Source organism: Candidatus Aquicultor secundus, from assembly GCF_002791875.1.
In the GTDB taxonomy this organism is placed as follows: Bacteria; Actinomycetota; Aquicultoria; order Aquicultorales; family Aquicultoraceae; genus Aquicultor_A; species Aquicultor_A secundus.
Window position 1 is genome coordinate 1 of the sequence record NZ_PFNG01000001.1, and the last position, 13,216, is coordinate 13,216.

A 13,216-nucleotide genomic window follows, 5' to 3' on the forward strand; every position below is an offset into this window, starting at 1 on the left:
CAATAAGATTGATGCTGTATTCACCCTGGTTGGATGCGTTAACCGTTGTCGCGATATCAAAGCTTTTCTTTTCGCCGGCCGGCAGGTTTTTAACCTCTACCTCTCCAACCTTTATGCCCTGGCCCCTCTTGCCGAAGCTAATCGCAAGGGTAACCGATTTCAAATTTTGTTTACTGCCGTTTGTCACCGTGCCGTAAACGCGCGAAAGGCCGTAGTTGTCCGGATAATGGCCGCCTACCTCGAGGCCGAGCATGCCTTTTATGTCGTTGAGATCTTTGCTGCCCAGCGCATTTCCTCCCCCGGCATCCGGGGATTTCACGGTGCTTTCTAAAGATGAACTGCTGCAGCCTGCTGCAAGCAGAATAAACGCCAGCAGTACTAGGCTGAGCAATAGCCTGGCAAAGCTATTCTTCATGATAAAACTTCCTCCTGTTTGATGCTGTATTACGGGCAAGAACTGCCCCTTTGATTATCCGTAGCCGTTGCCATAGCACATGGTTAAAACACATGGTTATAACAGTTGCTATAACATGCTGTTATAGCAGGCTCATATTATAGATTGTTAAGATCACCTTAAAGGTAGCAGCCTGCAAGAGTACGGTCAATAAATGCATCGTAAACGTGTCGCAAATATCTCCTCTATCTCTCTTACGGATGCTTGCTGTTTCTTGCTGCGCCCATGATGAGGGATACTTTCCAGTGGCCCCCGGCATCTTTTGCCAGACCCAGCGCCCACTCTCGTTTTACGTTAAGCGGTTGGCTTACCGGTTGGCGCGTTTTGGTATCGATGTAGTAGCTGTTATCGGTGAACTTGTAGATGGCTTCAGGAACGCCAAACTGCATACCGATGACCTTCACATCAATGGTTTTGTAAACGCGCACCCGAATCTTGCCGCCGTCAAAGTCTTTTTCATATGCGGTCTGGAACTGGCGCAGCGCCCGTCCCGTTAAACCCTTCGTAAAGTCATGCGGGTTTTTGCTCTGCATCAACTTGATATCATCCAGCAGGTCTTTGGATATCTTCTCTTTTAACTTCGCACCGGTAAGTTCGTTCTTTTCGTTATGAACGTCCGGCCTGGCCGCAATGGTACCGACAGGTGGTACGCCGTTATTGGCGTTTATCATGCTTAAAAACCAGATGACTGCGGCAATCAAAATCAACGCCGTAATGATAATAGTGGTCTTGTTGTTCTTCAAATATAGATCCATCGATCTCATACCTCCTTATCAAATCTTTACGAATACACGGTTCATACCAGGTGCGGCAGAGCATCTTTTAACTCACTTATTAGCACTAAATAACGCACATTACCTCCTTCACTAGGTAAGGTCTTAAGGTCGCTCGACGCTCGAAATCGCCCGACATATTATGGGCCGCGGCTGAAATCACTCTGCGACGGTTCTATCGATCCTCCCTGGCCGAACAATGGCGATACTGTGGCATGGCGGCTATCGCTGTGGCACTTGTTGCAAAAGTCTCCATGACAGTTCGTACAGTTGCGTACCGGGTCGCCATCGCCATGACACTGTATACATACCTTTGTCTGCACCGGTATCTGAGCGTAGGCTGCCGGGCCGTGCTGGCGTATCCACTGCTGAGTTGGGCCATGTGGCGCAGGGAATTCATGACACTTGTTGCAGAAGTAACTTTTCGCAACACCGTCTACGCCCTGATGAGGAAACTCGGCCGGTTGCATGCCCGCCGGCTGCGGATGGCACTTGTCGCACAGCGCCCGGTTCGTAAAGGCGAGCTTGGCGTGACTGCCCTCTTTCCATCCCGGGGGGTGGGGCATTTCCAGCCCGTGACACCGTATGCACTCTCCCTTCCACATCGCGGGTGGATGACAGCCACGACAATTCGTCAGCGGCTGCACATCAATTCGCAAGAACCCCCGGCTTGCGGTGCGTATATTGGTATCGGCCTGGTTTGGATGACAGAGGGTGCACGAAGCGCTCGCTTTCTGGCTGTTATGGCAGTTGATACACTTATTCATGCTCATACGATCGGTTTTGTTTACAAGCGCGTGCGGTGCGCTTGCATGGCAACTGGTGCAGGACTCACCGATAGCGAGAAACTCTTTATGGCTGACGCGGATATTAAAGCGCTTTACCGTTTTTTTTGGGATGTTCCGGTGGCAGCTTAAACACGCATCGTTCGAGATTTGCGCCTGTTGGGGCTGGGCGCCCGCCCCGCTTAAATACGCCATAGCCCACCTCGCATAATCAAACTTTCCTGCGACGTAACCGGTTATGCCGGAACCTTCGTGGCATCTGATGCAGCTCATTCCTTTATGTTTTGTTGCCACGCTCTCTGTGGCCTGTTTATCTTGATGGCAGCTTGTACAGATGCCCGGTTGATCCAGATAATTGAACCCGTAGATAACGGCCGCACCTACCAATACGGTCATGACCGTCATGCTTATGAGGCGCTCTTTTGCCGCTCGGGGCTCCCGTTTTAAAACGACCTTTGGCAACTTCGGCTTCTTGTGGTCCATGATAGCCGTATAGATCAAGTATCCTGCTATTCCTAAGAAGCAAAGGATGACCAGGAGGATACCGGCCAGCAGTATGGTCTGTGCCGGGTCGGAATACGGGCTGTTGATCGTATCGGCGATGCTCTTCATGATCTTCGTGTACATCTCGCCAAGACTTATCCGTGCTGCCGTGGAAGAGTTAGTCGGATCCATTGCCCATCCCCTTCCTTAACTGTTTCAAGGCATCCTTTGGTAAGCCGGGATGGATATGTTGTGCATGGCATCGGTCGCAGCCCTGTTTCTGGTGACAGCTATAGCAGACCTTGGTGCCGCTTTTACCGACGATCCGTGGGTGCGCTTCTAAGAACGTTGCCGGGTGCGGCATCTCGATTTGGTGGCAGCTATTACAGAGCGATTCCTGATGGCATTTTAGACAGCCCTGTCTCGATTTACGGGCTTCGTCGCCATGGATGTTGAGCCACGAGTCCGGATGCGGCATGGTCACCGAGTGGCACATCAAGCAGAAATCGCTTGAATGGCAGACCTGGCAACTCTTAACATCGCCCATCCCATGCAGCTTACGCCACTCCTTGCTATGCGTGATCTGCCAGGGACCTTTAAATGTACGGTCGATTTGTCCCACATTTTCTACATGGCAAATTTTGCAGTTAGCACCGGGTCGGCCGGCGGCATGGCAACCGACGCATTTATCCATGGAGCTTATGCGCGGATTCGGTACGGCTTTTCCGTGGACTACGGTACTATGGCACTCGGTGCACGCGTAATTGGCTTTAACGATCGCTGTGTGATTGATGCGGATGTTTTTGTTGACGACGGTCTTGTTCGTATCGGCATGGCATGAGCGACAGGCGACACTCGGCACTTTCGCCACAACCGGTTGCCGGTTTAGCAGGACGGAAGGGGAGAGAACGACCATGCGCACGACATCGAGCCGTTGTCCGATAAAACTTATCGTATCGGGACGGCGGTGACAGAAATTACAGTTGAGTTTACTATGCTTGCTCTTCTGCCAGGCGTTATATTCATGTCCATGGCATAAGCCGCAGAACGACGGCTGCGATGAAAGGGCGGATATACTGTTTGCGATTACAATTACTATGCCGACTACGGCAAATACAATCGTACTTTTCTTTAAATTCATATCAGCGATCACACTAATTTGTCTGATCACCTTTCCTATATTTTGGATTGCTTATGTATACGTTGATTCTTTGTGAAAGAATGTCGCCGACTTTTTGCAGGCCTATTTCCGGGTTAGCCGGAATAGCATTTACGTATGTCGTTATTATCTTGACGGAAAATCCCTGGTAGACCCAACCGGTAAAATAACTTCCGCCATCGTTTGAGAATCCCGATGATGCGCGTTGCGTCTCGATTTGGATGTCCTTGCGGTCTTTAGGAAACCTTCCATCAAGGGTTTTCCTAATCTCTTGGGCGGCTTGCCCATCGCTGCCCTGATATGAGATCAACACGTAGCTGTTGAGCGGCATGATCTGCGTGAACTGGTCTCCTTGGGGCTGGTAAATCGCTTCCGCCGCCCGGCCGTCGCCGCCCGGAGTCTCGTGATGCGCGTTGGTATTGAAATCCTTTATATTAGATGGGACAAGGGTAAGCGGTTCGATAGTCGGTTTTGGCTTCTCAGCTCTACTTTGCTGCATGGAACCAGGCGAGTGGTGCTGTTCTAATGCGTCCTTCGTATAGACGCTCATCGCTGATGACTCCCCGACAGCGTAGAATATCGCCGTGAAAAGAGAGAGCACGATTGCCGCGGAGACAATCCCTATAACGATGTGGTCTGCCGATATTTTGTGCCTGGCTGCCGGACTTTGCATTTTCAATAAACCTCTCGCTCGTTCTTAAAACTTCACCGTCTGCTTGTTAAATGGTCAAGCTAGCAGCTCTAAAGTAATAAAGGCGCTGGTGTTTGCCAGCGCCTTTATTGAGTGCATTTCTCGTGTTACTGGGTAACACCGACATCCTCTGCGTGACACCTCAAGCAAACACTGTCGATTTGCTCCGTGGTTTTGTCGTACGCGCTGGTAATCGGGTTGCCGGACTCGTCAGTACCATACGTGAACGGTGTGTCCGTAGTGGTACCGTCAGGCATTACGTAAGATGCAATACCTGCGCCTGCCGGCATATCGCCGAGCAGTTTGGTCGAACCCTCATCACCGGAGTGCGGGAAGTCAGATTTCGCGCGCATACCCTTGTAGCCATTCGGCGTGATATGGCACTTGTTACCGCACCTGCTGGCAGTCGCCGGATACATATCCGTGACGTGGCAGCTGTAGCAATCCGGAGCGTTGTTGGCGCCTGTTCCCGCCTGCATGTAAGGTACCGGGTGGGTACGATCGACGTGTGAGTACTTACCAAACAATGTGTTGTTAGCACCCTGACCGAGATCTTTAACCGGATAACCGATGTTGAGGTTATGGCAGTCGGCACACCATACAGCGAGGTGCGCGCCATCGTTAACGCCGGTATCGGGGCCCTGCCATTGCGTCCAGAGGGTAAATACCGTGCTAGTACCCTCCTTGCCCGTCGAAGTCGTTAGGCCACCGGTGTTGCCGGAAGTCATCGTTGTCTCTGGGACAAGAACTTGCGCGAGATTTGGCGTTGTAGCACCATGGCTCGTAAAGGTCACTCCCTTGTACTGGGTCATAGCCGTATAGCTGTCGCATGAACCCGATGGAGAGTTTCTCAGGAGCATATAGCCGCTGGTATCCGAACCCGGCTTCCAGGTCAACTGGCTGCCGTTGTGTACGGAGTGGCAGGTCTGGCACTGCAGCAGGTATGGGCCTACACGCTTTAATCCGCCATGACCGCCTGTCTTAAAGATCTTGTTCTCTGCCGGGTTATAGGCACGAGCTTTAATCTGAATCGAGGAGCCATTGGCGCTTGCGATAGTTCTTACTTCTTGCCATTGCCAAACTGAGCTGTCAGGAATCTCTGGGCCGGAACCGATCGTGTGACCGTTGCTGGTGTATTTGCCAGAGGTTGAGCGATAGTACGCTGCTCTAATGCTATGGATCGCGGACCCTACATGGCAGTAATCGCACGCGCTGTCGGGGTCATCCGACCGCAATAACTCGTAGATACCGTCGGCACGGTGGACTCCGTGGCAAGTTTTACACTTATTCGAAGTCGTGGCATAGTCACCGTGTGGGCCTCTCATCGTGCCTGTACTGGTTGTTGTACCTTCGTCGGCAAAACCCTGATAATACCCTGCACCAGTCTGCGTACTGCCGTCGGCCGTTGTAACGGGGCCATCAGTATGTTGGAACTTCAAATATGAACCCTCATATTTGGAGGCGTTGCCGTTAGGGAAGGTTGTATCGTAGTTATCTTTATACGCCCAGTTCGACTGACCATCGATGCTGTTATACGTCGTATCGGTGGCGGGATTGCCATAGAATGCGCCAGCCGTAGGCGTAGCTACCGGAGTGGTAGTGACAACAGCCGGTGGCGCTGCAAAGGCGATACTTGACATACCAAGCACGAAAGCCATAGCCATTAAGATAATCAAAGCCTTTTTCATTCAATTTCACCTCCTTTCAGTTGGAGTAAAGGATTTCATCGAATGGACCGCAAAGCTTACTCCATTGCCCGGTTGTGCACGGCGTTGGCGTTAGGCTCCGGCTTAATCCTTGCGGACGCACTGTATTGAATAGCGCTTAAATAAATACTAGCCATGTTCGACCGTTGTTCTTGAGCAACTCGTTTGAAGTCGAGAGAAAAATTGGGTAGTGGATTGCAGTAGTGCTTTACAGGGCTTACTCAAATACTGTCTGCTTTTTGTTTGTTAATCTGTTTGTGCTAAGTTCTGTGCCTGTTTCTTGTGTTTATTTGGTTTTCAACCAAACGAGTAATTGCTAAGGTAAACATAGCATACGAAAACGCATTAGTAAATAGATTTACAATAATTTGTAGTGCAAATTACATAGTTACGTAATATTACTAACATGCGCCGGCATTTATTGCTTCTCCATTGCCAGTGCAGCAAGCATAAAAAAGCGCCCATCCTTATAGGCTTCCTTATGCGGGGGAATGTGCCGTATGCATGGATTGCGAATCCACAAGATCGTCATGCCGCTTTGCAGTAATGCCGTAGGCGGCTGCGATCTGCGCTACTCTACCGTTCTCAGTAAGCATCGCGATGCGCCCTTTAAGCTCTTTTGATAAGGAAATCGAGGCGGCTTCTTCTTCGGTACAACCGTGCTCCACTGTGATCTTCTTCGCCACATCGGGCGAGAACGGCCTTGTTTTTAGCAGCGCACCGAGCTTTACGCCATTTTCCTCAACGTCTTTATACTTTTCATATATCGACCCCGTTACGTATACCTTGCCGAGCTCGCTAATAATTGAGGCGGCATAGCCTTTGCTGAGGGCCTCTTCTATGAAACTCTCATCAAACACGTACCGGAACGAACGCCTACGCAGCATCCATAGGATAAGTGCGAGTAGTGGGATAAGGGCCAGTATTGGCAGACCATACCCTGAGGCCCGCTGGATTGGCGTAATAACCGGACTCGGGATCCTTAGTACCTGTACGCGGTCATTAAACTTGTCCGCTACAACAAAGGTTTCATTGCCGGTATACGCGATACCTTCCGGGTAATAAAACTGGCCTTCGTTATGGCCCCAATCGCCAACCTTGTCGAGTTGCTTACCCTTGGTATCTAAAACAGTTATCTCTCCGCCCAGGCCATCTACGACGTAGAGGATATTGTCTTTATCGATTGTCAGGCTTACGGGAAGACCGAATGTACGGAATCTGTCCGTGAGCGGGTTTTTCTTGTCGATTGGTTTGCCGAATGTCCAGAGACTCTTGCCCTCTGGCGTAAATGCCTGAATCCGGTAGTTCAAGCTGTCCGCAACGTAAATAGTTCCCTTATCATCAACCGCAATACCGGTTGGGAAATCAACTTGCCCTACCCGAGGACCGCGTGTGCCAAAATTGTTAATGAGGTTGCCTTTAACATCACCGATCATTACGCCACGCATTGTAGTCGAATAAACCCGGTTGTTCTTGATGGTGAGCGCAAGCGGAGCCGGCACGTTGATCTGCCAGATCGGCTTGTGATCTGCGTTAAATATAACGATTCTGTTTGACTGCTTGCAGGCTACGAAGACCTGGCCGTTATCCGCTACCGCTACCGCGTTCGGGTACCAGAGTTCGTATTTTTTCTGCCCCGCGTCGCCAAACTGGTCGATGAAGGTGCCGTTGCTATCAAAGATAAGTATCCTGTGTTTTTCGCTATCGGCTACGTAGATGTTGCCATTTGCATCGGTGGTAACCCCGGTGGGCCGATTAAGGCGATCTCCCTCAAACCCATAGATCGAGAACAGGCTGGTAAGCCCCTTTGGGTTGTCATCGCCCTTAACTTCCGGCGGTTTGTTCAGCAGGTTGTAAAGAAACAACATCCCAAGGAGGACCAAGCCTAAAAAGCCGACAATTGCGAGATATCGTTTTAGTGCTGAACGGTCCTGGACGTAAAAATTATCCGTTGACAAACTCATAACCTCCAAACATTATCGTTTCGCCGCGGTCGACGGTGGTGTTGCAGCTTTAGGCGCCGACCCTTTTTTGCTTGACTGAAGCTTTGCGCTAAGCCGCACCAGCTCGTCTTGTGCCTTCTTCTCATCCGGCACGAATGCGACTATATCCTTGTAGATGGTGAGGGCTTCTTGTGATTTGCCGGCCTTCTCCAACATGCTCGCATAGGAGTAGCCTATGTTTATGTCTTGCCCGGATGAATCATATGCTGCCCCATACGCCTTAATCGCATCAGGGATATTTCCTGTTGCTTCATAGGCCTGGCCTAAGTTATCGTACACTTGGCTTTGTAATTCTGCCGTCCCTTGCTCCACCATCAGCGCTTTTTTAAGCGTTGAGATTGCAGCGTCGTGCTGGTTTGTCCTGTTGTAGGCGATACCTAATGTCATGTACGCATCCATACTCTTGCGATCGAGTCTGGTCGCAACCGAGGCTTGCTCGATCGCATTGTTAAACCTGCCAACAGCTATATATGCCTTGGCCAGCGCAATCCTGGCTTTTGCGTTTCTTGGGTCGGCTTTCACAGCTTGTTCTGCATCCATGTAGGCTCTCTCGACATATGTTCTTGGAACCGCCGGTGCCTGGTGCACTACCGCAGTTTTAGCCAGCAATCCCAAGACAACGACAATACCGATCATGAGAGCCAGGATTATTGCCCTAAAGAATAAGCGAGCATAAACGTTCATTCATACCAACCTTTCCGATTGTTTTTGGCGTATACCGGTCATACTGCTTCATTGCGTTTAAATCTAGTAAGATATCACTCAACCGCTTAAGAAGGGAATACTTGCTGAAAGAACGTACTGTTTGCGTGCAGGATAATCTCTCAGCAAGGCAGTAACGAACTAGATTTTCCACGGTTGATCTTTAAGGGTTACACCACCCCAAAACTTTTCAACATCCTTGCCGTCAATCCGACCTTTTTCCTTGCCCTCGACCTGGAATTTGAACTGCTTTAAGCTGTTTGATTGCTGGGCTGTTGAAATTATTGCCATGAGAAGCAAGTCTTGAGACGACTTGTTTCCGCTAAAGTTGAGGATGTTTCTGTTGAAGTTGATAGTTACCGTGTTGTTGTCGATCCTTGTGCCGAGGACTTTGACGTTTTCAGGCATAACGGGCATGATATTGCCGTTATTCGGCTTACCCTCAAAAAGAATGTCGAGTGCCGCTTTTACTTTATCCGTTTCTCTGGGTACCTCACGGACCTCTTTGGCCAGCGCATCCTTATCCGGATAGTAAACAACGATTTGCATGTAGTTGTTGGAGGCATCGGTTTTTGGTAGGTCCGTAGGTGCAGCCAGGTAACTGGGTTCGGTCGCACACCCCGCCACAACAATTAAGAGAAGTGCGACTACCGTTAACATCGCAGTAAGATACCTCATAACCACTCCATAAACTAAACCATAAAACTTGCATTAACTGGTAATATATACCACCAGCTTGTCTCTACTATAACCAAAAAGCATCTGCTCTTCAATATACTTAGTCAAAAAATAGCGTTTTATTAATAAAAAAACAATGTTTTGATAATAGTATAACTCGGTTTCTTTAGTAAATAAACAGAGCATCTGTTGTTAGGATAGCAGGCGGATGGTACTAAAGCGCCTATTTAAGTTTCCATCGTTGGCTATTTTGGCGCACGTTGTATGGCTTGCAGACCCTGAATAATCTGGCCTACCTTGGTATCACGCGGGTTAAGGGACTGGTACTTCTTATAGTACGTTACGGCAAGCTCTTTATTCCCGAGGTTTTTATACGCCTCAGCAGTCAGCAAGTAGGCTTCTTTTGAGGTCGGGTTTACATCGCGGACGAATTCAAGCAGCCTCAGGACGTCGTCATAACGGCCTTCCGCCTCATAAGCGTTCGCCAAAAGCAGTTGGGCAAGCGGCGAGTATGGCCGTATCGCGAGCGCCTTATTGAGAGCTTCTTCGGCCGAATCAAAATACCCGGTCCCCGGTCCTTGTGTTAGAGTGGCGTATGCGTTTGCAAGATAAATCCAGTGATCCGAGTCGTTCGGCTCGAGGTCGGCGGCCGTCTCTGCGATATCTTTAGCCTTGACGAGCAGTGACGTATCATGCTTAGCGAGGCCAATATCTTGCAGGTATCGTCCGTAGAGATCGAAGTAGAGACCGTTTTTATAGAGGCGCATTGCGGTGTCAAAGCTTGCAATTGCCTGATCGGGGTTACCCGAATTCTCAAGCGTCATCGCCCGGTTAAAGTGAACATCGGCAGCATACATAGTCACGGCAAGATAGGCAGCTATAAGGAAGGTGAGTGTGGTCGCCGATGCCGCGATGATTGCGGGTACGGCCTTAACCTTGTTGGTGTGTACGAAGTAGGCCTGCGAAAGGATCGCCCCGATTATCAACCATAGCAGGGGTGTGCTGCCGATGATGCTGAGCCCAAAGGCAAGGTAGACGATGTAGCCGGCCGCCGCTGCGATAAGGCCGGCATAGACACGCTTTGTGTTCGCATCATAGTAGCGGATTGAATTTCGTGCAAAGAAAAGCGCTGCGCATATGAAGACGATAAAACATATCGCGGCGGGAATCCCAACTGTCGCGGCAAGCTGCAAAAAATAGTTGTGAGCGTTATCTGCGGTTGAGTTGCCCTGAACGATTTTCACGTAGCGCACGGTCTCATACCGTTGTGAGAGGAGATTAAACGTATCCGGCCCGAACCCTAACAGGGGGCGTTCCTCGGTTGCGCGTAGAGCGGCCTTCCATATCTCTAGCCTGCTGCCGGCGCTTCCTTCGCTAATTTGGGATGTCGAGGAGATTCGCTCAAGCAGGTTTGTGTTGTGCGCTCGCGTACCTGAATAGAAAGCTATGCTTCCAAAGGTGATGACAAAAACAGCCGCGATGACGGCGAGCTTTCGTGGGCTCAAAAGGACAAACCTGCCGACCAACAGGGCAAACACAAGTATGCCTGCAACCGCACCCAGCCAGGCGCCCCGGGTGTAGCTTGTCAGAAGGCATGCTGTAATCAGGGTAAATGCGATTCCGTAGAGCGTGCTGTCTTTCGCGCCCTCTGCATCGAGGTATGAAGCCAGTGCCGTGGGAAACGCAAGTGCTAAGAAGCCACCTAACATATCCGGGTTACCAAACGTGGAAAAGCTTCGCCATAGCTCAAACTGCTGTCCCGGCCAGGAGATAGGGTCAAAGCCCGTAAACTGGGCGAGCCCGTAGATCGAAACGACCCCGCCTACCAGTGAAAGCAACCTGCCAAGCACCTTGATTCTTTCAAATGAGGCAAAGCTTTGCAGGGCGAGGAAGTAGATGGCCGCGTAGTTGATAAAGGTCAACAGACCTTCAAAACGCCGGTATTTTCCAAGGATTGATAGAGAGGGCTGAAGTGAGAATATCGTCGATACAGTAACGAGCATTATAAAAAGGAGTAACAGTGCGTCAAGTTTGCTCCAGCGGACCCGGCGCTCCTTTTTGATGGCGACGCGAAATGCCCAGATGCCAACAAGCCCCAAGCTGATAAGGCGCAAAGCCACAAGCTTTGCGATATCAAACGTGTCCGCCGAAAGGTATGGGGTCATTACGAGTGGCAGGGCGATTACGAGCGCTAAAAGGCCGAGGTAGAGCCATCTTTCTAAACGTGCACCTACGGATAACGGTTCGATGTCATTGGTTCGCTCGCTCAAATTACTTTTTCACCAACTGTATCTAATATCTACTGTGATGATACTTAATGGCAAGGTTTTTATTGCTGCGATGTCTGAAATGCCGGGTCGGGCTTTAGGCGCTCGCTGTTCGGTTGCTTCTGTCCACGCACATGGCACCAGGCGCAAAATGTCGGACCGTGACAGTTAAAGCAGTACGCCGGTCCTTGCTTGGCGACAACATATCTATGCATGGGTATCCAGGAGCCCGGCGGGCCGATAAAGCCCTTGTGGTGGCACGAGTTACAGAAATCCTGTTGGCGGTGGCATTTCTTGCATATCTGCGGGTTTTGGCTGCCGATACCGCCGTGGTCTTGCTTGATGAACTTATCGGTGTGGGGAACCTCCACACCGTGACAGCCCCGGCAGAAGGTTTTCTGGTGACACATCAAGCATGGCTCGATGTTTTTCAAGGCGGTTTTACCGTGATCCGGTATGCGCCAGGTTCCCGTTTTGTGATTTAAATACCCATCGGATGGAACCAGGTCAAACCCTTTCTGCGGATGGCAGGTAAAGCAGCTTCCCGGCGCCAGCGCTGATTTCGAGAGCCCGTGGCAGCGGAAGCAGCCGTCCATAGTGAGGAAGGTCCGGTACTCGGGAAGGCCCGGATGTCCGGCACGGTTGTGGCACGTCGTACAGTTGATTCCCTTCTTGAGGTGGATGTTATGGTTCATCTTCAGGCCTTTGGTCGGCGTAACGATTCGCTTGGGGGTATGGCACTGCAAGCAGCCGTCGTTGTCGATTTTCTTGCTGAGCGCGCTGTCTACATTAATGGGTTGCTGATAGGAATTGGTGTAATGACGGTAGATTTCGACCGCAAGGTCCGTTTTTTGTTTGAGAAAGCCCAAGGGGCCGGTGTAATGGCAGACACCGCAATCAACCTCTGCGTGCAACGATTGTTTTTGCCAGGACTGAATAGCAGGTGAAAGCTCATGGCATGACTTGCAATACTCAGGTTGCGAAGTATACCAAAAACCATAGCCTGCGGCAGCAATTATTGCGAACCCTACAACCCCGGCGATTATTAGTAGGAGCCTCGAGCGTGGGCCATGCAAGTCCGGCAGGCTAAGGCGCGGGACCCGGATTCTTGATTTTGTATTCCGGAAATTAAACTTACGCATTTTGCTCGATTGTAACATTAGATAGGTGTCTTAACAAGCTAAAGAGTTGTCCTTGTAAAGAGTTGTCCATGCTAACATACCGCTAATGAGTGAATTGTGTGGACATAGCAAATCTCTTGGTATGACAGAAAGGGCAATTATTCTGCATAGCCGTATGACACTGCATGCAGAGCTTGCGTTTTGGCAGCGTATCACCGATTTTCCCCACATGCGGGTGTGCAGCGCCGGGATGGCATTTTATGCAGGGGATATCGGCCCGCTGTACATGGTTGCGATGGTTTATCTTGATGTCCCCGGAGCCGGATTCGATCCTATTCAAACTATGACAGCCGCCCCTTTGACATGAGCCTACCCCCGGCAATGTCGCCCCAAC

At 50.4% G+C, this 13,216-nt stretch carries 11 protein-coding genes and 1 pseudogene; all 12 read right to left on the reverse strand.

What is annotated here, in order from left to right:
- Window positions 1-415, reverse strand: a 415-nt coding sequence (locus tag COY37_RS00005; protein ID WP_286975393.1) for an FxLYD domain-containing protein, incomplete at its 3' end; no start/stop codon positions are given.
- Window positions 416-648: 233 nt separating this feature from the next.
- Window positions 649-1,209 carry a hypothetical protein gene (locus COY37_RS00010; protein ID WP_286679001.1) on the reverse strand — a complete coding sequence of 187 codons (561 nt, stop codon included), beginning with the start codon at window positions 1,207-1,209 and terminating at the stop codon, window positions 649-651.
- Between the two features lie 158 nt (window positions 1,210-1,367).
- A complete protein-coding gene (locus COY37_RS00015; protein WP_286679000.1) occupies window positions 1,368-2,687 on the reverse strand; it encodes a hypothetical protein in 1,320 nt (439 codons plus the stop codon).
- On the reverse strand, window positions 2,674-3,636 hold the full coding sequence (locus COY37_RS00020; protein WP_286975397.1) for a NapC/NirT family cytochrome c: 963 nt from the start codon (window positions 3,634-3,636) through the stop codon (window positions 2,674-2,676). The genes COY37_RS00015 and COY37_RS00020 overlap by 14 nt, the downstream gene beginning before the upstream one ends.
- A 13-nt stretch (window positions 3,637-3,649) precedes the next feature.
- Window positions 3,650-4,327, reverse strand: a complete 678-nt coding sequence (locus COY37_RS00025) for a hypothetical protein (RefSeq protein ID WP_286678998.1) — start codon at window positions 4,325-4,327, stop codon at window positions 3,650-3,652.
- Between the two features lie 125 nt (window positions 4,328-4,452).
- Window positions 4,453-6,033 (reverse strand): hypothetical protein, encoded by a 1,581-nt coding sequence (locus COY37_RS00030; RefSeq protein WP_286678997.1) that lies wholly within the window; start codon window positions 6,031-6,033, stop codon window positions 4,453-4,455.
- Between the two features lie 497 nt (window positions 6,034-6,530).
- Window positions 6,531-8,009 carry a 6-bladed beta-propeller gene (locus COY37_RS00035; RefSeq protein ID WP_286678996.1) on the reverse strand — a complete coding sequence of 493 codons (1,479 nt, stop codon included), beginning with the start codon at window positions 8,007-8,009 and terminating at the stop codon, window positions 6,531-6,533.
- An 18-nt stretch (window positions 8,010-8,027) separates the two neighbouring features.
- Window positions 8,028-8,738 carry a tetratricopeptide repeat protein gene (locus COY37_RS00040; protein ID WP_286678995.1) on the reverse strand — a complete coding sequence of 237 codons (711 nt, stop codon included), beginning with the start codon at window positions 8,736-8,738 and terminating at the stop codon, window positions 8,028-8,030.
- A gap of 159 nt (window positions 8,739-8,897) precedes the next feature.
- A complete protein-coding gene (locus tag COY37_RS00045; RefSeq protein ID WP_286678994.1) occupies window positions 8,898-9,434 on the reverse strand; it encodes a GerMN domain-containing protein in 537 nt (178 codons plus the stop codon).
- Window positions 9,435-9,679: 245 nt separating this feature from the next.
- A complete protein-coding gene (locus COY37_RS00050) occupies window positions 9,680-11,704 on the reverse strand; it encodes an O-antigen ligase family protein (protein ID WP_286678993.1) in 2,025 nt (674 codons plus the stop codon).
- A gap of 59 nt (window positions 11,705-11,763) precedes the next feature.
- Complete coding sequence (locus tag COY37_RS00055; protein WP_353682985.1) at window positions 11,764-12,861, reverse strand: NapC/NirT family cytochrome c; 1,098 nt, start codon at window positions 12,859-12,861, stop codon at window positions 11,764-11,766.
- A gap of 64 nt (window positions 12,862-12,925) precedes the next feature.
- A pseudogene (locus COY37_RS00060) lies at window positions 12,926-13,216 on the reverse strand (hypothetical protein); the annotation flags it as partial.